Annotated in this window: 25 protein-coding genes; 13 read left to right on the plus strand and 12 right to left on the minus strand. The window is 48.9% G+C overall.

The genetic code is table 11. The annotated features are described in order from the left end of the window. Positions 1 to 105: 105 nt before the first annotated feature. Genes lptB through RHD99_RS02380 form a run of 6 tightly spaced genes read right to left on the minus strand, consistent with a single transcriptional unit; the run spans position 106 to position 4,504 of the window. Positions 106 to 831, minus strand: a complete 726-nt coding sequence (gene lptB, locus RHD99_RS02355; RefSeq protein ID WP_183270811.1) for an LPS export ABC transporter ATP-binding protein — start codon at positions 829 to 831, stop codon at positions 106 to 108. Between the two features lie 6 nt (positions 832 to 837). Next, complete coding sequence (lptA, locus tag RHD99_RS02360) at positions 838 to 1,401, minus strand: lipopolysaccharide ABC transporter substrate-binding protein LptA (protein ID WP_309877320.1); 564 nt, start codon at positions 1,399 to 1,401, stop codon at positions 838 to 840. Further along, complete coding sequence (lptC, locus tag RHD99_RS02365) at positions 1,370 to 1,945, minus strand: LPS export ABC transporter periplasmic protein LptC (RefSeq protein WP_309877321.1); 576 nt, start codon at positions 1,943 to 1,945, stop codon at positions 1,370 to 1,372. Before lptC ends, lptA begins: the two co-directional genes overlap by 32 nt. Next, entirely contained in the window at positions 1,942 to 2,508 is a 567-nt protein-coding gene (kdsC, locus tag RHD99_RS02370) for a 3-deoxy-manno-octulosonate-8-phosphatase KdsC (RefSeq protein WP_183270806.1), read from the minus strand. Before kdsC ends, lptC begins: the two co-directional genes overlap by 4 nt. A 16-nt stretch (positions 2,509 to 2,524) precedes the next feature. Then, complete coding sequence (gene kdsD, locus RHD99_RS02375; protein ID WP_309877322.1) at positions 2,525 to 3,511, minus strand: arabinose-5-phosphate isomerase KdsD; 987 nt, start codon at positions 3,509 to 3,511, stop codon at positions 2,525 to 2,527. A gap of 15 nt (positions 3,512 to 3,526) precedes the next feature. Beyond that, entirely contained in the window at positions 3,527 to 4,504 is a 978-nt protein-coding gene (locus tag RHD99_RS02380; protein WP_270142639.1) for a calcium/sodium antiporter, read from the minus strand. A 230-nt stretch (positions 4,505 to 4,734) separates the two neighbouring features. Between RHD99_RS02380 and mlaF the strand changes: the two genes are divergently transcribed. From mlaF to murA, 7 genes are all read left to right on the plus strand, one after another. Continuing rightward, the gene (gene mlaF / locus RHD99_RS02385) at positions 4,735 to 5,550 is read left to right on the plus strand and encodes a phospholipid ABC transporter ATP-binding protein MlaF (protein WP_309877323.1); all 816 of its coding nucleotides are present in this window, start codon (positions 4,735 to 4,737) and stop codon (positions 5,548 to 5,550) included. Between the two features lie 7 nt (positions 5,551 to 5,557). Next, positions 5,558 to 6,340 (plus strand): lipid asymmetry maintenance ABC transporter permease subunit MlaE, encoded by a 783-nt coding sequence (mlaE, locus tag RHD99_RS02390; protein ID WP_270145645.1) that lies wholly within the window; start codon positions 5,558 to 5,560, stop codon positions 6,338 to 6,340. 4 nt (positions 6,341 to 6,344) lie between these two features. Further along, on the plus strand, positions 6,345 to 6,896 hold the full coding sequence (gene mlaD, locus RHD99_RS02395) for an outer membrane lipid asymmetry maintenance protein MlaD (RefSeq protein WP_309877324.1): 552 nt from the start codon (positions 6,345 to 6,347) through the stop codon (positions 6,894 to 6,896). A gap of 18 nt (positions 6,897 to 6,914) precedes the next feature. Next, complete coding sequence (gene mlaC / locus RHD99_RS02400; RefSeq protein WP_183270800.1) at positions 6,915 to 7,544, plus strand: phospholipid-binding protein MlaC; 630 nt, start codon at positions 6,915 to 6,917, stop codon at positions 7,542 to 7,544. Continuing rightward, entirely contained in the window at positions 7,544 to 7,846 is a 303-nt protein-coding gene (mlaB, locus tag RHD99_RS02405; protein ID WP_183270799.1) for a lipid asymmetry maintenance protein MlaB, read from the plus strand. Before mlaC ends, mlaB begins: the two co-directional genes overlap by 1 nt. 125 nt (positions 7,847 to 7,971) lie before the next feature. Beyond that, positions 7,972 to 8,226 (plus strand): BolA family iron metabolism protein IbaG, encoded by a 255-nt coding sequence (ibaG, locus tag RHD99_RS02410; RefSeq protein ID WP_034459734.1) that lies wholly within the window; start codon positions 7,972 to 7,974, stop codon positions 8,224 to 8,226. 53 nt (positions 8,227 to 8,279) lie between these two features. Beyond that, positions 8,280 to 9,548 carry a UDP-N-acetylglucosamine 1-carboxyvinyltransferase gene (gene murA / locus RHD99_RS02415; protein WP_309877325.1) on the plus strand — a complete coding sequence of 423 codons (1,269 nt, stop codon included), beginning with the start codon at positions 8,280 to 8,282 and terminating at the stop codon, positions 9,546 to 9,548. Between the two features lie 41 nt (positions 9,549 to 9,589). On the opposite strand, the gene sfsB is transcribed toward murA, so the two are convergent. Next, positions 9,590 to 9,853, minus strand: coding sequence for a DNA-binding transcriptional regulator SfsB (sfsB, locus tag RHD99_RS02420; RefSeq protein WP_309877326.1), 264 nt, complete (start codon positions 9,851 to 9,853; stop codon positions 9,590 to 9,592). A 221-nt stretch (positions 9,854 to 10,074) separates the two neighbouring features. After that, positions 10,075 to 11,046: an octaprenyl diphosphate synthase gene (ispB, locus tag RHD99_RS02425; protein ID WP_183270796.1), complete on the minus strand. Its 972-nt coding sequence runs from the start codon at positions 11,044 to 11,046 to the stop codon at positions 10,075 to 10,077. 261 nt (positions 11,047 to 11,307) lie between these two features. Here ispB and rplU point away from each other — a divergent pair, with 261 nt between their 5' ends. The 4 genes from rplU (at position 11,308) to cgtA (ending at position 14,148) form a co-directional block, all read left to right on the plus strand. Next, complete coding sequence (gene rplU / locus RHD99_RS02430) at positions 11,308 to 11,619, plus strand: 50S ribosomal protein L21 (protein WP_034459723.1); 312 nt, start codon at positions 11,308 to 11,310, stop codon at positions 11,617 to 11,619. Between the two features lie 18 nt (positions 11,620 to 11,637). Further along, positions 11,638 to 11,895, plus strand: a complete 258-nt coding sequence (gene rpmA, locus RHD99_RS02435) for a 50S ribosomal protein L27 (RefSeq protein ID WP_024549632.1) — start codon at positions 11,638 to 11,640, stop codon at positions 11,893 to 11,895. A gap of 98 nt (positions 11,896 to 11,993) precedes the next feature. After that, positions 11,994 to 12,959, plus strand: coding sequence for a DMT family transporter (locus tag RHD99_RS02440; RefSeq protein WP_183270795.1), 966 nt, complete (start codon positions 11,994 to 11,996; stop codon positions 12,957 to 12,959). A 16-nt stretch (positions 12,960 to 12,975) separates the two neighbouring features. Beyond that, complete coding sequence (cgtA, locus tag RHD99_RS02445) at positions 12,976 to 14,148, plus strand: Obg family GTPase CgtA (RefSeq protein WP_183270794.1); 1,173 nt, start codon at positions 12,976 to 12,978, stop codon at positions 14,146 to 14,148. A gap of 40 nt (positions 14,149 to 14,188) precedes the next feature. Here the strand turns inward: cgtA and pmrB are convergent, their stop codons facing one another. Genes pmrB through dacB form a run of 3 tightly spaced genes read right to left on the minus strand, consistent with a single transcriptional unit; the run spans position 14,189 to position 17,343 of the window. Next, positions 14,189 to 15,247 carry a two-component system sensor histidine kinase PmrB gene (gene pmrB, locus RHD99_RS02450; RefSeq protein WP_309877327.1) on the minus strand — a complete coding sequence of 353 codons (1,059 nt, stop codon included), beginning with the start codon at positions 15,245 to 15,247 and terminating at the stop codon, positions 14,189 to 14,191. Beyond that, positions 15,244 to 15,906: a two-component system response regulator PmrA gene (pmrA, locus tag RHD99_RS02455; protein ID WP_183270792.1), complete on the minus strand. Its 663-nt coding sequence runs from the start codon at positions 15,904 to 15,906 to the stop codon at positions 15,244 to 15,246. Before pmrA ends, pmrB begins: the two co-directional genes overlap by 4 nt. Positions 15,907 to 15,909: 3 nt before the next feature. Beyond that, positions 15,910 to 17,343 (minus strand): serine-type D-Ala-D-Ala carboxypeptidase, encoded by a 1,434-nt coding sequence (gene dacB, locus RHD99_RS02460; protein WP_309877328.1) that lies wholly within the window; start codon positions 17,341 to 17,343, stop codon positions 15,910 to 15,912. 253 nt (positions 17,344 to 17,596) lie between these two features. On the opposite strand from dacB, the gene greA reads away from it, so the two are divergent. After that, positions 17,597 to 18,073: a transcription elongation factor GreA gene (gene greA / locus RHD99_RS02465; RefSeq protein ID WP_183270790.1), complete on the plus strand. Its 477-nt coding sequence runs from the start codon at positions 17,597 to 17,599 to the stop codon at positions 18,071 to 18,073. Positions 18,074 to 18,179: 106 nt separating this feature from the next. Here greA and yhbY read toward each other — a convergent pair whose 3' ends face one another. Further along, on the minus strand, positions 18,180 to 18,473 hold the full coding sequence (gene yhbY / locus RHD99_RS02470) for a ribosome assembly RNA-binding protein YhbY (RefSeq protein ID WP_008454796.1): 294 nt from the start codon (positions 18,471 to 18,473) through the stop codon (positions 18,180 to 18,182). 126 nt (positions 18,474 to 18,599) lie between these two features. Between yhbY and rlmE the strand changes: the two genes are divergently transcribed. Then, positions 18,600 to 19,229, plus strand: coding sequence for a 23S rRNA (uridine(2552)-2'-O)-methyltransferase RlmE (rlmE, locus tag RHD99_RS02475; protein ID WP_034459701.1), 630 nt, complete (start codon positions 18,600 to 18,602; stop codon positions 19,227 to 19,229). Positions 19,230 to 19,235 lie beyond the last annotated feature (6 nt).

Genomic DNA, 19,235 nt, shown 5'->3' on the forward strand with positions numbered 1-19,235 from the left:
CTCACCCGAATCACTTACTGTAGTAAGCTCATCGTGATTCGTTCTCTTGCCGCCTTCCCCCAACTTGAATTATTTTGGGTATAGTCGTTAATTATTCCTACCCTATCAGAGTCTGAACTCTTCGCCCAGATACACGCGCTTAACGTGCTCGTCTTCCAGGATTTCAGCTGGAGTGCCATGGGCGATTAAATGGCCCTGGCTTACGATGTAGGCGCGTTCGCAAACAGCCAACGTTTCACGTACGTTATGGTCAGTAATCAGCACTCCGAGCCCGCTGTCGCGCAGGTGCTCAATGATTCGCTTGATGTCGATGACAGAAATCGGGTCAACACCAGCAAAAGGTTCATCCAGAAGAATAAATTTTGGATTAGCCGCAAGTGCGCGGGCAATTTCGACACGACGGCGCTCACCACCAGACAATGACTGCCCGAGGTTATTGCGCAAATGTTCGATGTGGAACTCTTCCATCAGCTCATTGGCGCGGTCTTCACGCTGCTCAACAGACAAGTCGTCACGGATTTGCAGCACTGCCATCAAGTTATCGAACACACTTAAACGGCGGAAAATCGATGCTTCTTGCGGTAAGTAGCCGATTCCTCGACGAGCACGAGCATGTAATGGCAGCAGACTAATATCTTCATCATCAATAATGATGTTGCCTGCATCACGCGGCACAATGCCAACCACCATGTAAAAGGTTGTGGTTTTCCCTGCACCGTTTGGGCCAAGTAATCCCACAATTTCACCAGACTTAACAGTCAGGCTGACATCTTCTACGACGCGGCGGCCTTTGTAGGCTTTGGCGAGATTTTTTGCAATTAAAGTAGCCATAATGAATTAGTTACTCTTTTTCTGCGCAGGGGCTGGTGCCGGAGCCTGGCCGTCTTTTTTCTGCAACTGAGATGGGACCAGAACGGTCGTGACACGTTTACCTTTTTCGCTAAAGGCCTGCATCTTCTGTTCTTTTACCAGGTAAGTAATCTTGTCGCCTTTGATATTGCTATCCAATTGTTCCAGATATGCATTTCCGGTCAGCACGACGAAATCATTTTGTAGCTCATAGTGCATGGTAGACGCGTGGCCTTTAACTGGCTTACCGCTATCCTGCATCTGATAGAAAGTAGCAGGATTACCATAGCCATCAATGACTTCCTTGCCTTCTTCACCGCCAGGACGAGTCACAACGACTTTATCGGCGTTAATTTTGATACTGCCTTGCGTCACGATCACATTGCCAGTAAAGGTGACGACGTTACCTTGCATATCCAGCGACTGTTGGTCAGATTCAATGTGAATCGGCTGGTCGGTATCACCGGTCAGCGCAAATGCCGAAAAACTGGCGGCTAAAAGCGTACTGGTTAGTACTAAATTACGGCTGAGTTTGTTTATTTTGGATTTCATAGGATGTTCTAACCTTTTCAATCAGCTCGGCATTTTTGCTGCGTAAGTTTCCACGCATTTTGAGGCCGGTGGAGTTAAAGCTGGTTCCATACAAGGTTACCTGGTCATCAGAGGCAACATCCTGAGTGACTAAATTAACCTGCGCATTGTCCGTGGTAATTTTGCGTAGCTGAGAGTCTGGTGTAAGAGCGGTCAGCACCACATTCCCATACAAATACAGCATCCGATCGTTAGTAAGTTTGGCGCGATCTGCTCGTAATGACCAGGTTGCAACTTTGTTTTCGTCGTACTGCGTCATCACTGGGTTGGTGAACCACGAAATGGCGGTATCGGAAAAATATTCAACGTGTTCCGCAACCAACCGATAATTCAGAGCCCCTTCCGGACTGTAGGCGAGGGTCGTGGAATGTTCACTTTGATAGGTTGGCTCGTTGCTGCTTACCGTCGGTTGAACAACGGTATCTTTATCGGCCAGATTTACGCCAATCAATATCAATACCAGCAATGAAAGCAGGATGATAACCCAACGTCTGGTATTACTCATATAGATAGCCCTTTGGCCTCATCAAGCTTTCCTTGTGCCAGTAACAGGAGATCACACACTTCGCGAACCGCCCCACGCCCGCCAGCAATGCGTGTCACATAGTCGGCACGAGGTATAAGCAAAGGATGAGCATCGGAAACCGCAACGCTCAAACCCACTTTAGCCATAACTGGCCAGTCGATTAAGTCATCACCAACATAAGCGACGTGCTCCGCTGGGATAGCGAGTTTCTCTAATAGATCATCAAAAGCCACAAGCTTGTCAGATTGCCCTTGATAGAGATGGGTAATACCCAGCGTTTCACATCGGTCTTCAAGAAGCTTTGCTTTGCGGCCAGTAATAATCGCAACTTCGATATCAGAAGTCAGCGCGCAGCGAATCCCGTAGCCGTCACGCACGTTGAATGCTTTCAGTTCTTCGCCGCTATTACCCATGTAAATCAGGCCATCAGACATCACACCATCAACATCTAAAATAAGCAGGCGCACGTTTGCGGCCCGCTCCATCACGCGCGTGCTTACCGGGCCATAACAGGTGGCAAGTGACGCTTCATGGTTACTCATTAAGGCTAATCCTTTGTTAAACCACGCCAGCGCGTAGCATGTCATGCATATGTACCACACCGAGTAATTGGTCGCCATCTGCAACCAATACTGAGGTAATGTGGCGAGACTGCATCAGATTGAGAGCATCTACCGCCAGTAGTGACGGACGAACTCGAATTCCGCCTGGAGTCATGACATCTGCGATATTCACGGAGTGGAGGTCCACGCCCATATCAAAGACACGGCGTAAATCGCCATCCGTGAAGATCCCTTCGATTTTCATCAAAGAGTCACAAATCACGGTCATCCCCATATTTTTACGCGTAATTTCCAGTAATGCATCGCGCAATGACGCATCTTTACTGACATGAGGGATCTCATTACCGCTGTGCATGATATCGCTAACGCGTAGTAACAGTTTACGACCCAATGCGCCGCCTGGGTGAGAAAGTGCAAAATCTTCTGCGGTAAAGCCTCGAGCTTTAAGCAACGCAACGGCAAGAGCATCACCCATCACCAGAGTTGCTGTGGTGCTTGAGGTTGGGGCCAGGCCAAGTGGGCAGGCCTCTTGCGGTACTTTGACACACAAATGGACATCAGCCGCTTTGCCCATGGAGCTTTCCGGGCGGCTGGTGATGCAGATGAGTGGAACCTGTAAGCGCTTGAGAACCGGAATCAGTGCCAAAATTTCGTTTGACTCACCGGAGTTTGAAATCGCGATAACAATATCTTGTGCGCTTACCATCCCGAGATCGCCGTGGCTTGCTTCACCTGGATGGACGAAGAATGACGGTGTGCCGGTGCTGGCAAAGGTCGCTGCCATCTTCTTACCGATGTGGCCGGACTTGCCCATGCCCATAACGACGACTTTACCTTTGCAATAAAACATTTTTTCACAGGCCGCAGAGAAGTCTGTGTTGATGTATTGCTCAAGTTGATCCAGGCCTTCACGTTCGATCTTCAGGACTTCTTTGCCTGCTTGTTGAAAGTCAAAACCCGGTTGTAAATCTATCTGTGACATAATTTCCGTTCCGTTTTACCCAACGACCGGTGATGCAACAAACCACAGCACCACAATCCATACGAAGAAGCTACATGTTAACAGAGCACCGACCGTCTTGCCGATAGAGCGAGACTTACGCCAGCAAAGTACGGCGAAAATGGCACTGACTACCAACATCACCCAATAGTCTCGTGCAAAAGCAAGAGGGTTGATTTCGCCCGGTGCGATTAACGCAGGAATACCCAGTACCAGAACAATATTGAAAATGTTCGAGCCAATGATATTGCCAATCGCAATATCATCTTCGCCTTTACGCGCACCCGCTATGGTTGTTGCAAGCTCAGGCAGGCTAGTGCCAACCGAAATAATCGTCAGGCCAATCACTAACTCACTTACACCAAAGTAATGTGCCAACACGCTGGCGTTATCGATAACCATGCGCGTGGCCATTGGCATAATAATGAGGGCAACGGCGAGCCACAAAAATGCGACGGGGCGGCTCCCTTCACGAGGAAGCTCTGACAACTGCTCACGCGTCAGTTTGTCGGCACCTTCATTTCCGGCAAGGCGCGCTATTTTAATCGTAAACAGCAGATACGCCACCGCTACAGTAATTAAAATAACACCATCAACAACGCTTAACTGGTTGTCAAAAAGTAGCCAGCCAATAATGGCGCTGACGACTAACATTAGGGGTAATTCGCGCCGAAGAATATCGGAATTCACGGTAAATGGATGCAAAAGGGCGGCTAAGCCAAGAATGAGCAAAATATTGGTGATATTTGAGCCTAAGGCCGTTCCTACCGCTAAATCTAACTGGCCATGAAAGGCCGCAGAACTGGCAACGATGAGTTCAGGTAACGAAGTGCCGATACTGACGACCGTCAAGCCGATCAGCAGCGGGGGAACCCCAAAACTGCGGCAAAGTATTGATGCGGCAAACACCAGTCGGTCGGCACCATAGACGACCAAAAGCAAACCAATAATTAACAGAGCTGTAGCTAACAGCATGCAAAATCCTTAATTCAGGTATAATCGCCGGTCTTGTGCTGTGAAAGTACCGGCAGAGCATACAGATCTGTAGGGCCGGGCAAGATTCTTAATTCTGACTTTATGTGGCAGAAAAGTAAAACAAATGCCAGTTTTCGCTAATATGGACAGGTAATATTCTGTAAGGATATTAGGTTGGAACTGAGTTTCCAATTAATGCTTCGTCCGTGAACTTGATAAAAGGAAATACGATGAGCCAGACGCAGACGAATCTGGTCGAAATTCGCGGAGTGACTTTTACTCGCGGTAGTCGGCGCATCTTTGACAATATTTCTCTGAACGTGCCACGGGGTAAAATTACCGCCATAATGGGGCCGTCAGGTATTGGCAAAACAACTTTATTGCGGTTGATAGGCGGTCAAATTCAACCTGACAGCGGTGAAATCCTGTTTGACGGTGAAAACGTACCGGCCATGTCGCGCTCGCGTTTATACACTGTTCGTAAACGCATGAGTATGCTGTTCCAGTCTGGTGCGCTGTTTACTGACCTGAATGTCTTTGAAAATGTGGCCTATCCACTGCGTGAACATCGCCGCTTGCCGGAAGAGTTGCTGCGCAGCACCGTGATGATGAAGCTTGAGGCGGTGGGATTACGCGGTGCCGCTAAACTGATGCCGAACGAACTCTCTGGCGGCATGGCTCGACGTGCAGCCCTCGCTCGCGCCATCGCGCTCGAACCCGATTTGATCATGTTTGATGAGCCATTTGTTGGCCAGGATCCTATTACTATGGGGGTGTTGGTCAAACTGATTTCAGAATTGAACAGCGCTCTGGGTGTGACTTGTATTGTGGTTTCTCACGACGTACCTGAAGTGCTGAGTATTGCCGATTACGCCTATATTGCAGCGGATCAGCACATTGTGGCTGAAGGAACCCCTGCGGCTCTGCGTGAAAATTGCGACCCGCGGGTGCGCCAGTTCCTCGATGGTATTGCCGATGGGCCAGTACCGTTCCGCTATCCGGCGATGGATTATCGGAATGACTTATTATCAGAAACAGGGAGTTAAGTTGCTCATGTTCTTTAATGCACTGGCATCATTCGGACGGCGGGGATTGAAAACCTGCGCGTCATTTGGCCGGGCTGGGATAATGCTTTTCAATGCGGTGGTGGGGAAGCCTGAATTCCGCAAACACACACCGTTGCTTATTCGCCAACTGTATAACGTCGGCGTTCTTTCGCTGATTATCATTATTGTTTCTGGCTTGTTTATCGGCATGGTGCTTGGTCTGCAAGGCTACTTAGTTTTGACGACCTACAGTGCGGAATCAAGCCTCGGCATGTTGGTCGCCTTGTCTTTACTGCGAGAGCTTGGTCCTGTCGTCGCAGCACTTCTGTTCGCCGGGCGCGCTGGCTCAGCGCTGACCGCAGAAATCGGCCTGATGAAGGCAACAGAACAACTCTCCAGTATGGAAATGATGGCAGTTGATCCTTTACGTCGAGTCGTTTCACCTCGTTTTTGGGCGGGTGTCATTTCATTGCCATTGCTGACACTTATTTTTGTCGCAGTGGGTATTTGGGGTGGCGCGCTGGTGGGGGTGAACTGGAAGGGCATCGACTCAGGGTTCTTCTGGTCTGCAATGCAAAATGCCGTCAATTGGCGTACTGATTTGGTTAACTGTGTCATCAAAAGTGTCGTGTTTGCGATAACAGTAACCTGGATTGCGTTATTCAACGGCTACGATGCTATTCCAACGTCCGCAGGGATTAGCCGGGCAACAACACGAACCGTTGTGCACGCTTCATTGGCCGTTTTAGGTCTGGATTTTGTGCTCACAGCACTGATGTTTGGGAATTAAGTTCATGCAAACTAAGAAATTTGAAACTGGGGTTGGAGCATTTTTAATTATTGCGCTGGCAGCCATCGTATTCTTGTGTCTGAAAGTGGCGAACGTTACCTCGCTGCGCAACGAGCCAACTTACCGGATTTATGCGACCTTTGATAACATTGGCAGCCTGAAAACGGGTTCTCCGTTGCGCCTTGGCGGTGTGGTGATCGGGCGAGTTGACGATATTACTCTGGATCCTAAAACGTACTTACCTCGTGTTACCCTCGATATTGAACAACGCTATGACCATATTCCTGACACCAGTTCACTGGCTATCCGCACTTCGGGTTTGCTGGGTGAGCAGTATCTGGCATTAAACCTCGGTTTTGATGACCCAGAACTCGGCTCATCTATCCTGAAAGAAGGCGGGACGATTCAGGATACGAAATCAGCTCTGGTGCTGGAGGACCTGATTGGCCAATTCCTGTATAAGAGCGGAAATGGTGATAATCAGAATTCAGGGGATACCCCATCGCAGGATTCAGAGAATAATAGTGCAGCGCCACAGCCTGGCACCACGCACTAATCTAAGAGGAAAAGTGTTATGTTTAAACGACTTATTATGATTGCTATGCTGGTCATCGCGCCGCTGGCAAATGCTGCGGATCAAAGTAACCCTTACAAATTGATGGGCGAAGCGGCGCAAAAAACTTTTGACCGTCTTAAAAATGAGCAACCTAAAATTCGCCAAAATCCTGACTATCTGCGCGAAGTCGTCGGCCAGGAACTGTTACCTTATGTGCAGGTTAAATACGCAGGGGCTCTGGTTCTGGGACGTTATTATAAAGATGCGACACCTGCACAACGTGATGCCTATTTCAAAGCATTCGAAGAATACCTGAAACAAGCTTACGGCCAGGCTCTTGCCATGTATAACGGGCAGTCCTACCAAATTGCCCCTGAGCAGCCGCTGGGTGATGCCACTATCGTTGCAATTCGTGTAACCATCATCGATCCAAACGGTCGTCCGCCGGTACGTCTTGATTTCCAGTGGCGTAAAAACACCCAGACCGGTCATTGGCAAGCGTACGACATGATTGCGGAAGGTGTCAGTATGATCACCACCAAGCAAAATGAGTGGAGCGATATCCTGCGTACCAAAGGTATCGATGGTTTGACGGCGCAACTGCAAACTATCTCCCGCATGCCAATTACACTGGAAGCGAAAAAGTAATGGCGGGTGGGCTTAACTGGCAGCGTGAAGCCGCAACCTTGCACCTGACGGGTGAGCTGGACAGCGATACCGTAGGGCCTTTATGGCGCCAACGTCAGCAAATCATGGCAGGTATCAAGACTCTTAACCTTTCTGGCTTATCTCGTGTAGATACCTCAGGCTTAGCGTTGTTGATTCATCTTGTGGCTTTCTCCAGACGTCAAAACGTTGAGGTGGAGCTCCAGGGAGCCAGTGATAACTTACAGACACTGACTAAACTTTATAACCTACCCGAAGACATCCTCCCTGCATTTGCAGGCTAGTGTTTTCATAGCGTTACTATCGTTGCCCCTGATCTATTAAGATCAGGGGCTTTTTGCTTATTTAAGCTCGCGCCACTTTCCTCTAAGATGTGTGGCTTGTTTCATTAACCGACGAATTATATCCCATGGAAAATCATGAAATTCAGACAGTGCTGATGAACGCACTGCCCCTCCAGGAAGTCCACGTCTCAGGCGATGGCAGCCATTTTCAGGTGATTGCGGTGGGTGAGTTATTCGCCGAGTTAAGTCGCGTGAAGAAGCAACAGACAGTTTATGCGCCATTGATGGAGCTGATTGCTGATAACCGCATTCATGCGGTTTCCATCAAGACCTATACTCCGCAAGAGTGGGATCGCGATCGTAAACTTAATGGTTTTTGAGCAATTCGCCACGGCGGGTTGTAACGACTTGAATTTAAAAGAGAGCAGCTGTAATGGATAAATTTCGTGTTCAGGGGCCAACCCGACTGAGTGGTGAAGTAACGATCTCCGGGGCAAAGAATGCTGCCCTGCCGATCCTCTTCGCTGCTCTGTTGGCCGAAGAGCCAGTTGAGATTCAAAACGTTCCAAAACTGAAAGACATTGATACCACCATGAAGCTGCTAAGCCAGTTGGGTACCAAGGTCGAACGTAATGGTTCCGTGTGGATCGATGCCAGCGACGTTAATATTTTCTGTGCACCGTATGAGCTGGTGAAAACCATGCGTGCTTCTATCTGGGCGCTGGGACCGCTGGTTGCGCGTTTTGGTCAGGGTCAGGTTTCTTTGCCGGGTGGTTGTGCAATTGGTGCTCGTCCAGTGGACCTGCATATTACAGGTCTTGAGCAATTGGGCGCTGAAATCAAACTGGAAGAAGGCTACGTTAAAGCTTCTGTTCAGGGGCGCCTGAAAGGCGCGCACATCGTGATGGACAAAGTGAGCGTAGGCGCCACTGTCACCATCATGAGTGCTGCAACTCTTGCTGAAGGCACTACTGTCATTGAAAACGCAGCCCGTGAGCCGGAAATCGTTGATACAGCGAACTTCCTGAATACGTTGGGTGCAAAAATCACAGGCGCAGGCAGCGATCGCATTGCCATTGAAGGCGTTAAGCGTCTGGGTGGCGGCGTTTACCGTGTAGTGCCTGACCGCATTGAAACCGGTACTTTCCTGGTTGCTGCGGCGATTTCTGGCGGCAAAATTATGTGCCGTAATGCTAAACCAGACACGCTTGATGCTGTGCTGGCGAAGCTGCGCGAAGCGGGTGGTGATATCGAAGTGGGCGAGGATTGGGTTAGCCTGGATATGCACGGCAAGCGTCCTAAAGGTGTCACCGTGCGCACTGCTCCGCACCCAGGTTTCCCGACTGATATGCAAGCACAGTTCACTTTGTTGAACCTGGTTGCAGAAGGCACAGGTGTTATCACCGAAACCATTTTTGAAAACCGCTTCATGCACGTCCCTGAACTGATTCGTATGGGTGCACATGCAGAGATTGAAAGTAACACAGTGATTTGCCACGGCGTTGAGAAACTGTCTGGTGCACAAGTGATGGCAACCGACCTGCGTGCTTCAGCAAGCCTGGTGCTGGCTGGCTGTATCGCTGAAGGAACTACCGTAGTAGATCGTATTTACCATATTGATCGTGGCTACGAGCGCATTGAAGATAAACTTCAAGCGCTGGGTGCGCAGATTGAGCGTGTGAAAGGTAGTGGCGGCGAATAATTTTCGTTATTAAAAGAGAAAACCGGGCATGCCCGGTTTTTTTATCGCTTACGCATCAATTTCGCGCGATTAATTAACTGATTATTTTGTGGATCATAATAGCGTGAGGGCCAAATCATCCACGGCGAAATATCCAGTGCCTGTGCGATAATCAATTCTCCCTTTGGCCACGGACGCGTCAACGCGTTAGCGAGGGTCGATGAGCTTAGCCCCGCTTTTCGTGATTCAGCCGCCAGCGATGTTCCCCGTTTATGTAACCCTGCGATGATGTCTGCTGGGTGCCAGTCAGAATTTTTACTTTCCATGTCTCTCCCTGTAACCGCTGAATTTACCGGTTTAACCAAAGGAAGTTATAGCATAGTGATAATTCAAAAGATTCCAATAATTGCGTGAAAAATCAAATCTGTGTATTTCCACACAAAGTGAATGAAAATCAATGAAAACAGTGTGGTGGGGATAAGAGTGAAGATGGGATGGAATAATTTATTGGAAACTTAGCGCGCCTTTTAACGGCGCGCTAAAAAGTTTAGCGGTCGCGCTGAACGGCCATATGAGCCAAAGCAATCAGCGCGTGTTTATGCTCGCTTTCTGGCAGGATATTCAGGGCAGCAATCGCTTTGTCAGCTTCCTGCTCTGCTCGTAATTGAGTCCATTCCAGCGAGCCACAGGCCGCCATCGCGTCCAGTACCGGTTGCAGCAAATGACGCCCGTTACCATGTTCAATGGCTTCACGAATCATCTTTTCTTGCTCTGCTGTGCCGTTACGCATTGCGTGCAGGAGCGGGAGAGTAGGCTTGCCTTCGTTAAGGTCATCACCGACATTCTTGCCCAGAGTTTGCCCGTCAGCGCTGTAATCCAGCAGGTCATCAATGAGCTGGAATGCGGTACCCAGATAGCGACCATAATCCTGAAGCGCTTTCTCTTGCTCTGCAGTGGCATCAGCTAAAATACCCGAGCATTGAGCGGCAGCTTCAAACAAACGTGCTGTTTTGCTGTAGATCACCCGCATATAGCTTTCTTCGGTGATATCCGGGTCATTGCAGTTCATCAATTGCAGAACTTCGCCTTCCGCAATGACGTTCACCGCTTCTGACATGACCTCAAGCACCTTGAGTGAACCGAGCTGAGTCATCATCTGGAAGGCACGGGTGTAAATAAAATCGCCGACCAGAACACTGGCAGCATTGCCAAACGCTGCGTTGGCCGTGGCCTTACCTCGGCGCATATCCGATTCATCTACCACGTCATCGTGTAATAACGTCGCCGTGTGAATAAACTCGATGAGTGCTGCAATATTGACATGCGCATTGCCCTGATAACCGAGCGCACGAGCAGCAAGTACAGCAATCATTGGGCGGATACGCTTACCACCGCCACTGACGATGTAATACCCTAACTGATTGATCAATTGGACATCTGAATTCAACTGTTCAAGGATGACCGCATTGACACCCGCCATATCTTGCGCGGTTAACTCATTAATTTTTTCTAAATTCATCGCAAAATTCTGGCATAAAGTCCTGTTTACCACATGTCTATACGAAATCACGTGAGGGTAGAGGAGTAATAATGTAGTACAGATTGTACTGAAAAAACGAGGCAGATAAACGGCTGGTGTGATGTTGCGTTTTTTTTCTACTCTGTTTCATGACAGGGCTTGTCAAAGGCTCTCGTTTTGCGTAATATTCGCGCCCTATTGTGAATATTTATAGCGCCACCTGAAACATACGTAGGGTGCGTGCGGAAAGCGGAGTTTTATATGTACGCGGTTTTCCAAAGTGGTGGTAAACAACACCGAGTCAGCGAAGGTCAAACCATTCGCCTGGAAAAGCTGGACATCGCAACTGGCGAAGCAGTTGAGTTCGCAGAAGTTCTGATGATCGCTAATGGTGAAGAAATCAAAATCGGCGTTCCTTTCGTCGATGGCGGCGTAATCAAAGCTGAAGTTGTTGCTCATGGTCGTGGCGAGAAAATTAAGATTGTTAAGTTTCGTCGTCGTAAACACTACCGTAAGCAGCAGGGTCATCGTCAGTGGTTCACTGATGTGAAAATCACCGGCATCAGCGCTTAATACAGGGGAGCATATTAAATGGCACATAAAAAGGCTGGCGGCTCTACTCGTAACGGTCGCGATTCCGAAGCTAAACGTCTGGGCGTAAAACGTTTCGGCGGTGAAGCAGTTCTGGCAGGCAGCATTATCGTTCGTCAACGTGGTACTAAATTCCACGCTGGTACAAACGTAGGTTGCGGCAAAGATCATACTCTGTTCGCTTTGACTGACGGTAAAGTTAAGTTCGAAGTTAAAGGTCCGAAAAACCGTAAGTTCATCAGCATCGTTGCTGAATAAGTTTTTCGCGTCCCGGTAACGGATAGAAGCCCCGCAACACGTTGCGGGGCTTTTTACATTCTGCGACCGGTAAATCATGCAGTCGCAGGGATCACGCAATGAAACAGCAGGCAGGCATTGGCATTCTGTTGGCGCTTACTACAGCAATTTGCTGGGGAGCACTGCCAATAGCAATGAAACAAGTGCTGACGGTAATGGAACCGCCTACGGTGGTCTTTTATCGATTTCTGATGGCAAGCCTGGGGCTCGGTAGCATTCTCGCGATACGCGGAAAATTGCCACCTTTACGCCTGTTTCGAAAACCACGCTGGTTGGCTTTGCTCGCCATTGCTACAGGTGGGTTGTTCGGAAACTTTTTGCTGTTTAGTTCTTCGTTGCAATACCTGAGTCCAACGGCTTCTCAGGTGATTGGCCAGCTTTCCCCGGTGGGAATGATGGTGGCAAGTGTGGTTGTGCTCAAAGAGAAGATGCGCGGCACGCAAGTCATCGGCGCCATAATGTTACTTTGCGGGTTGGTGATGTTCTTTAACACCAGCCTGATAGAAATTTTTACCCGCCTGACGGATTACACTCTTGGGGTGATATTCGGTGTTCTGGCGGCGACAGTGTGGGTCACCTATGGTGTGGCGCAGAAGGTATTATTACGCCGCCTGGCCTCGCAACAGATCCTCTTTTTGCTGTACACTTTATGTACTCTTGCGCTTTTGCCGCTGGCTCAGTTGGATAAAGTTTTCCAACTCAGTCATTGGCAACTGGCATGTTTAGTTTTCTGCGGCCTGAATACACTGGTTGGGTATGGGGCATTGGCAGAAGCAATGGCACGGTGGCAGGCGGCACAGGTTAGCGCCATTATCACGCTGACCCCGCTGTTTACTTTGCTATTTTCAGATTTATTAGCGTTAGCCTGGCCCGATTTCTTCGCCATGCCGTTACTTAACCTCGTAGGTTATACCGGCGCGTTCGTCGTGGTTGCAGGTGCAATGTATTCAGCCATTGGTCACCGTCTTTGGGGACGTTGGCGCAAAACCGAAGCTGTCCTTCCAGTACAACGTTCGGGCGAATGATTTACGGAGAAGTGAAATGAAGTTTGTTGATGAAGCAACGATCCTGGTCGTAGCAGGTGATGGCGGTAACGGCTGCGTTAGCTTCCGTCGCGAAAAATATATTCCCAGAGGTGGCCCGGACGGTGGTGATGGCGGTGATGGCGGTGATGTCTGGCTTGAGGCGGATGAAAACCTCAACACATTGATCGATTATCGCTTCGAGAAATCTTTCCGCGCTGAACGTGGTCAAAATGGTCAGAGCCGTGACTGTACCGGTAAACGTGGTAAAGACATCACGGTTAAAGTTCCTGTAGGGACGCGTGTTATCGATCAGGGCACTGGCGAAACCATGGGTGACATGACCCAGCATGGTCAGAAGCTGATGGTGGCTAAGGGCGGTTGGCACGGTCTGGGTAACACCCGTTTTAAATCATCTGTAAACCGTACTCCTCGTCAAAAGACCATGGGTACGCCAGGTGAGAAGCGTGATATCCAGCTTGAGTTGTTGCTGTTGGCTGACGTGGGTATGCTGGGTTTACCCAATGCCGGCAAATCTACTTTCATTCGCTCTGTTTCAGCGGCAAAACCAAAAGTAGCGGATTATCCGTTTACTACCTTGATTCCAAGCCTTGGCGTAGTCCGTATGGATAACGAGAAGAGCTTTGTGGTTGCTGATATCCCAGGGCTGATTGAAGGCGCTGCTGAAGGCGCAGGCCTCGGTATCCGCTTCCTGAAGCACCTTGAGCGTTGCCGTGTGCTATTACACCTCATCGATATCGCGCCAATTGATGAATCAGATCCGGTTGAAAACGCCCGTATCATCATTGGTGAACTGGAAAAATACAGCGAGAAACTTGCTGACAAGCCGCGTTGGTTAGTATTCAACAAAGCCGATCTGATGAGTAAAGAAGATGCCGAAGCGCGCGCCAAAGAAATTGCGACGGCGATGGGCTGGGAAGATAAATACTATCTGATCTCTGCAGTTAATCGCGAAGGCGTCAACGCACTGTGCTGGGATGTAATGGACTTTATCATTGCTAACCCGAAAGTTGCTGAGCTTCAGCCTGTGGCACCTGAGAAAGTTGAGTTTATGTGGGATGACTACCATCAACAACAACTCGACGCGGTGGAAGCAGAAGAAGACGAAGATTGGGATGACGATTGGGATGAAGATGACGACGAAGGTGTCGAAATCATTTATCAGAAATAAAACGTTATCATAAAAAAGGCCGGAGAATTCCGGCCTTTTTTTATTGGTTCTGCGATGGGATCCAACAGCTTGCTTGCAGACCAACGCCATCGGTACCGTTATCCAACGCCAGTTTTCCATGATGAAGCTGGACGATTCGTTGGACAATATTCAGCCCAAGTCCACTTCCACCATAACGTTCATCCATTCGACGGAATGGATCGGTAATTGTCTGGCGATGTTTTTCGTCGATGCCCGGTCCCTGGTCTGAAACCGTGAGCTTCGCCCCGTTATCCTGGGCGGTTAATGATATCGAAATGGTACTTTTAGGCGGACTATATCGAGATGCGTTTTCCATCAGGTTACGCAACATCAGGCGAAGTAGCACTGCATCACCCTGAACGGTATTTTGGCCTTCATGTGGCCAGATAATGGTTTGCTCGCGCAAGAGTACCATTTCTTCCATTTCAATCTTGAGCGGCGAAATGATGTCACGATGCCAGTCAAGCGTATCGTAATGACCACTCGCCAGCGCTTGTCCGGCACGCGAGAGCATCAGCAATTGTTCAATGGTATGCATCAACTGGTCTATACGTTCCAACAGCATAGGAGCTTGCTGAACGCCTGAGTTTGCCATCAACTCGAGGTGTAGCCGAATGCCAGCAAGAGGCGTTCGTAGTTCATGTGCGGCATCTGCGGTAAATAAGCGTTCTTGCTGAATGGTATGGTTGAGCCGCGCCAGGAGTTGGTTCAGTGAGTTGGTCACGGCTACCATTTCGTCCATATCTGAATACATGGAGAGCGGTGACAGGTTGTCAGCAGACCGATTTGCCAGGCTTGTGCGCAGGCGGTTCAAGGGACGGGTTATCCAGGTAATCGCCCAAAATGAGAAGAACAACGTGAAGCCAATCATCACCAGAGAAGGTACCAGTAATGACGCAATCGCTTCGCGGATTTCCTTCTCTACATGTTGATTTCGGGATTTAGCTGAAAGCGTTTCGCTGACCAGGAAACTGATTTGCTCACGACTTTCATGCCACAACCAGATAACGCTAATCAATTGAAAAAACAAAAGAATAAGTGCAAGAAGCACCATCAGCCGCTGGCGCATACTGTTCATACACGGCTATCCAGTCGATAACCCACGCCACGAATGGTTTTGATCCTGTCTTTGCCTAATTTACGTCTCAGGTTGTGGATATGCACCTCAAGCGTATTTGAACCAGGATCGTCCTGCCAGCTGTAGATATCCTGTTGCAACGTTTCGCGGTGCACAGTCTGCCCGATACGCATCATCAAACGTGTCAGTAAGGCGAACTCTTTTGGGGTGATTTCGACGGGTTGATCTTGCAATAGTACCTGCTGAGTTTGCAGGTTGAGCGTCAGGTCATCATGTTGAATAAGGTTATCGCTATGCCCCTGATAACGACGGATTAGAGCCCGCGTACGGGCTTGCAATTCCGCGAGCGCAAAGGGTTTAACCAAATAGTCATCGGCACCAGAATCCAGACCATTGACGCGATCTTCCAGTGCATCGCGAGCTGTCAGTATCAGCACAGGCGTGCTGATACTGCGACGCCGCCATTGCCTTAACAGTGCGGCGCCATCTTTATCTGGCAGACCAAGATCGAGAATAATCATGCCGTACTCGCCACTTTCGATCAGCGCATCAGCTTCGGCAGCGGTCGTGGCACAATCAAGCGCGTAACCCTCGGCGTTCATTGCCAGTACCAGGCCTTCCCGCAACAGTAAATCGTCTTCAACAATCAGTAGTTTCATAACTCAATTATTCTGGTAGATATCCTTATAGAGGCGGCTTTCAAAGCGCACTAACGGGATACGACGGTTACGTTGATCGGCAGGCTCGACAGCATAGCCTGACAAATATTGCACAAAGGCCATTCTTTGACCGCTGGCAGTGGTAATAAATCCAGCAAGGTTATAAACACCTTGCAGTGAACCCGTTTTCGCAGAAACTTTACCATCAACCCCGGCCTGATGAAGGCCAGCACGATATTGTAAGGAGCCGTCATAACCCGCTAACGGTAACATTGAGATAAAGTTTAGCTCGGTGTCATTTTGGGCGATGTACTGAAGTACCTGCATCATGGTGGCAGGGGAAATGAGATTGTGACGCGACAACCCAGAACCATCGACCACGATACTATTTCCTAAATCAACGCCTGCTTTCTGCCGAAGGATTTGCCGAACGGCATCTGCTCCGGAGCGCCAGGTTCCCGGTACACCAAAACGGTTATGGCCGATAGTTCGAAAAACAGTATCGGCAATCATGTTGTCCGATTTCTTGAGCATAATCTTTAACAAATCGTGCAGTGGCGCGGATTGCTTGCTGGCGATAACCGTACCGGGGGTATTCGATTGTGTTTGACGTAACAAGGTTCCGCTATAACTGATACCCGCTTCTTTAAGCTCAGCTTTCAAAATCGCACCCGCGTAACTGGCGCCATCTTGTATCGCGAATGCCAGTGGGAGAGGGTCTGCTCGCTGGGTCATACAGCCGGTTAGCGTAAAGCGATTTAAATCACCTGGAACAACATCCAGTTCGCAATATTGTGCATCAGGGGAACCTTTTGCTAGCGTACGAACCTGGCTGAACATCACTACCGGATAGTAAGAAGCGATACGAATAAACGCTAAATCATCCGCTTTTGGTGCGCTGTAGAGTGAAATAGAAAAACAGTTTCGGTCGACAATAGCGGCGGCTGGCGGTGCGCTAAAACACTGCGTCATATCATTCCATGGCCAACCTGGCGCTTTGTCATGACTGGCGAAAACCGACGTATCAACCAGCACATTGCCCTGAATTTGTTGCACACCTGATTTTTTCAGAACAGCCACCATATTGCGAATATCCTGACGTTTTAACGTTGGATCGCCACCAAATCGCGCAATAAGGTCCCCTTGCAAGATGCCATTACTGACTTGAGCATGGCTTTCAAGGGTGGTCGTAAACCTGAAGTCTGGCCCTAACTGTAGGAGTGCTGCCAGAGCAGTGATGACCTTTTGAGTACTAGCAGGCAGCGCCATCTGTTGACTGTGATAGTCAATCGAGGGAGCGGGCGCACCTACTTTTTGCACCATCAAAGCCAGATTCGCACCTGCAGGCAATTGGGAGGTATAGTCTTCTACGTTGGCAGCCTGGACGCTGAACACCACAGCACTGGTCAATCCAATGACAAATCTAAAAAATCGCATAATCTCGCGGTAACAACCTGGAAACGTGCCGTCATACTACGGTGCATCGCGGTGCAAAGTAAACGATGACCCTCAGTGAACTCCAGGGTAAAATACAGGTCAATTTGGAAACCGTTCCTGGCCTGGTGCTTTGCACCGGGTCAGTTTTATTTTGCTTAGTGCCAGGGGTTTGCCTTATTTATGCAAACCAGGCTCTGGATTCAGAAGTGCCGCAGGGCAGTTCTGAACAGGAAAGTTTTGAAGAGGTATAACAATGCAACCTATTCCGATGACCCTACGTGGCGCAGAAAGATTACGTGAAGAGCTGGATTTCCTGAAGTCTGTGCGCCGCCCACAAATTATTGCCGCGATCGCTGATGCCCGCGAACATGGCGATTTAAAAGAAAACGCTGAATATCATGCTGCGCGTGAGCAACAGGGTTTTTGTGAAGGTCGAATCCAGGATATTGAAGCTAAGCTGTCCAATGCTCAGGTTATCGATATCACAAAAATGCCAAATAACGGTCGTGTCATTTTTGGTGCGAGCGTGACGGTTTTGAATCTGGATAACGACGAAGAGCAGACTTATCGCATTGTTGGCGATGATGAAGCTGATTTTAAACAGAATCTAATTTCTGTGAACTCACCAATCGCTCGTGGTCTTGTGGGTAAAGAAGAAGATGATGTTGTGGTTATCCGCACGCCGGGTGGCGATGTAGAGTTCGAAATTGTAAAAGTGGAATATTTATAATTTCTGCTACGCTTTTTTATAGCGTGGCGTATTGTAAAGAAAGGAAAAAGGCCGCATCGCGGCCTTTTATCAACTAACAGAGCGTGGCATTTTGCACACTCTCTGCTTATTTTGGCAGAGAAATCTTGCGCTCTTTAGACGGGCGATAGAGCACCAGCGTTTTACCGATAACCTGTACATTACAGGCGCCGGTTTCACGCACGATGGCATCTACAATCAAGGTTTTAGTTTCGCGATCTTCCGTTGCGATTTTCACCTTGATTAACTCATGATGTTCAAGCGCTTGTTCAATCTCGGCCAGTACCCCTTCGGTCAAACCGTTATTGCCAAGCATAACTACAGGCTTGAGCGGATGAGCAAGACCTTTCAGGTGCTGTTTTTGTTTAGTACTCAGATTCATCGTATTTTTTGCTTACTTTGGGATTGAAAACGGTTCATTCTACCGCCATCTCTACTGTATCGCCAAATCGGTTGTGCTGAGAACTCTACAGCCTGCTATTCACGATGAACAAAGTTGGAATTTGAGATGACAGGTAAAAAGCGTTCTGCCAGCTCCAGTCGCTGGCTGCAGGAACACTTTAGCGATAAATATGTAATTCAGGCACAGAAAAAGGGGTTGCGTTCCCGTGCCTGGTTTAAACTTGATGAAATACAGCAAAGTGACAAACTTTTTAAGCCAGGAATGACGATTGTTGATCTTGGTGCTGCTCCCGGAGGCTGGTCACAATATGTGGTGACTCAAATCGGGAATCAGGGGCGAATCATTGCTTGCGATCTTTTACCAATGGATCCTATCGTTGGTGTTGATTTCCTTCAGGGTGATTTTCGTGATGAACTAGTCGTGAAAGCTCTGTTGGATCGTGTTGGTGACAGTAAAGTTCAGGTTGTCATGTCAGATATGGCTCCAAATATGAGCGGGACACCGGCAGTAGATATTCCTCGGGCTATGTATTTAGTAGAACTGGCACTGGAAATGTGTCGTGACGTTCTGGCCCCAGGCGGTAGTTTTTTAGTGAAAGTGTTTCAGGGCGAAGGTTTCGATGAATACCTGCGAGAAATTCGCTCCCTGTTTACGACAGTTAAAGTTCGTAAACCGGACTCTTCTCGTGCCCGCTCACGTGAAGTGTACATTGTAGCGACAGGGCGAAAACTATAGTACCCT

It is taken from the genome of Buttiauxella selenatireducens, from assembly GCF_031432975.1.
Lineage (GTDB): Bacteria > Pseudomonadota > Gammaproteobacteria > Enterobacterales > Enterobacteriaceae > Buttiauxella > Buttiauxella selenatireducens.

Excerpts from the sequence above, each read along its gene's own strand:
- lptB (WP_183270811.1), bottom strand. The coding sequence starts at position 831 with ATGGCTACTTTAATTGCAAAAAATCTCGCCAAAGCCTACAAAGGCCGC.
- lptA (WP_309877320.1), bottom strand. The coding sequence starts at position 1,401 with ATGAAATCCAAAATAAACAAACTCAGCCGTAATTTAGTACTAACCAGT.
- lptC (WP_309877321.1), bottom strand. The coding sequence starts at position 1,945 with ATGAGTAATACCAGACGTTGGGTTATCATCCTGCTTTCATTGCTGGTA.
- kdsC (WP_183270806.1), bottom strand. The coding sequence starts at position 2,508 with ATGAGTAACCATGAAGCGTCACTTGCCACCTGTTATGGCCCGGTAAGC.
- kdsD (WP_309877322.1), bottom strand. The coding sequence starts at position 3,511 with ATGTCACAGATAGATTTACAACCGGGTTTTGACTTTCAACAAGCAGGC.
- RHD99_RS02380 (WP_270142639.1), bottom strand. The coding sequence starts at position 4,504 with ATGCTGTTAGCTACAGCTCTGTTAATTATTGGTTTGCTTTTGGTCGTC.
- mlaF (WP_309877323.1), top strand. The coding sequence starts at position 4,735 with ATGAGCCAGACGCAGACGAATCTGGTCGAAATTCGCGGAGTGACTTTT.
- mlaE (WP_270145645.1), top strand. The coding sequence starts at position 5,558 with ATGTTCTTTAATGCACTGGCATCATTCGGACGGCGGGGATTGAAAACC.
- mlaD (WP_309877324.1), top strand. The coding sequence starts at position 6,345 with ATGCAAACTAAGAAATTTGAAACTGGGGTTGGAGCATTTTTAATTATT.
- mlaC (WP_183270800.1), top strand. The coding sequence starts at position 6,915 with ATGTTTAAACGACTTATTATGATTGCTATGCTGGTCATCGCGCCGCTG.
- mlaB (WP_183270799.1), top strand. The coding sequence starts at position 7,544 with ATGGCGGGTGGGCTTAACTGGCAGCGTGAAGCCGCAACCTTGCACCTG.
- ibaG (WP_034459734.1), top strand. The coding sequence starts at position 7,972 with ATGGAAAATCATGAAATTCAGACAGTGCTGATGAACGCACTGCCCCTC.
- murA (WP_309877325.1), top strand. The coding sequence starts at position 8,280 with ATGGATAAATTTCGTGTTCAGGGGCCAACCCGACTGAGTGGTGAAGTA.
- sfsB (WP_309877326.1), bottom strand. The coding sequence starts at position 9,853 with ATGGAAAGTAAAAATTCTGACTGGCACCCAGCAGACATCATCGCAGGG.
- ispB (WP_183270796.1), bottom strand. The coding sequence starts at position 11,046 with ATGAATTTAGAAAAAATTAATGAGTTAACCGCGCAAGATATGGCGGGT.
- rplU (WP_034459723.1), top strand. The coding sequence starts at position 11,308 with ATGTACGCGGTTTTCCAAAGTGGTGGTAAACAACACCGAGTCAGCGAA.
- rpmA (WP_024549632.1), top strand. The coding sequence starts at position 11,638 with ATGGCACATAAAAAGGCTGGCGGCTCTACTCGTAACGGTCGCGATTCC.
- RHD99_RS02440 (WP_183270795.1), top strand. The coding sequence starts at position 11,994 with ATGAAACAGCAGGCAGGCATTGGCATTCTGTTGGCGCTTACTACAGCA.
- cgtA (WP_183270794.1), top strand. The coding sequence starts at position 12,976 with ATGAAGTTTGTTGATGAAGCAACGATCCTGGTCGTAGCAGGTGATGGC.
- pmrB (WP_309877327.1), bottom strand. The coding sequence starts at position 15,247 with ATGAACAGTATGCGCCAGCGGCTGATGGTGCTTCTTGCACTTATTCTT.
- pmrA (WP_183270792.1), bottom strand. The coding sequence starts at position 15,906 with ATGAAACTACTGATTGTTGAAGACGATTTACTGTTGCGGGAAGGCCTG.
- dacB (WP_309877328.1), bottom strand. The coding sequence starts at position 17,343 with ATGCGATTTTTTAGATTTGTCATTGGATTGACCAGTGCTGTGGTGTTC.
- greA (WP_183270790.1), top strand. The coding sequence starts at position 17,597 with ATGCAACCTATTCCGATGACCCTACGTGGCGCAGAAAGATTACGTGAA.
- yhbY (WP_008454796.1), bottom strand. The coding sequence starts at position 18,473 with ATGAATCTGAGTACTAAACAAAAACAGCACCTGAAAGGTCTTGCTCAT.
- rlmE (WP_034459701.1), top strand. The coding sequence starts at position 18,600 with ATGACAGGTAAAAAGCGTTCTGCCAGCTCCAGTCGCTGGCTGCAGGAA.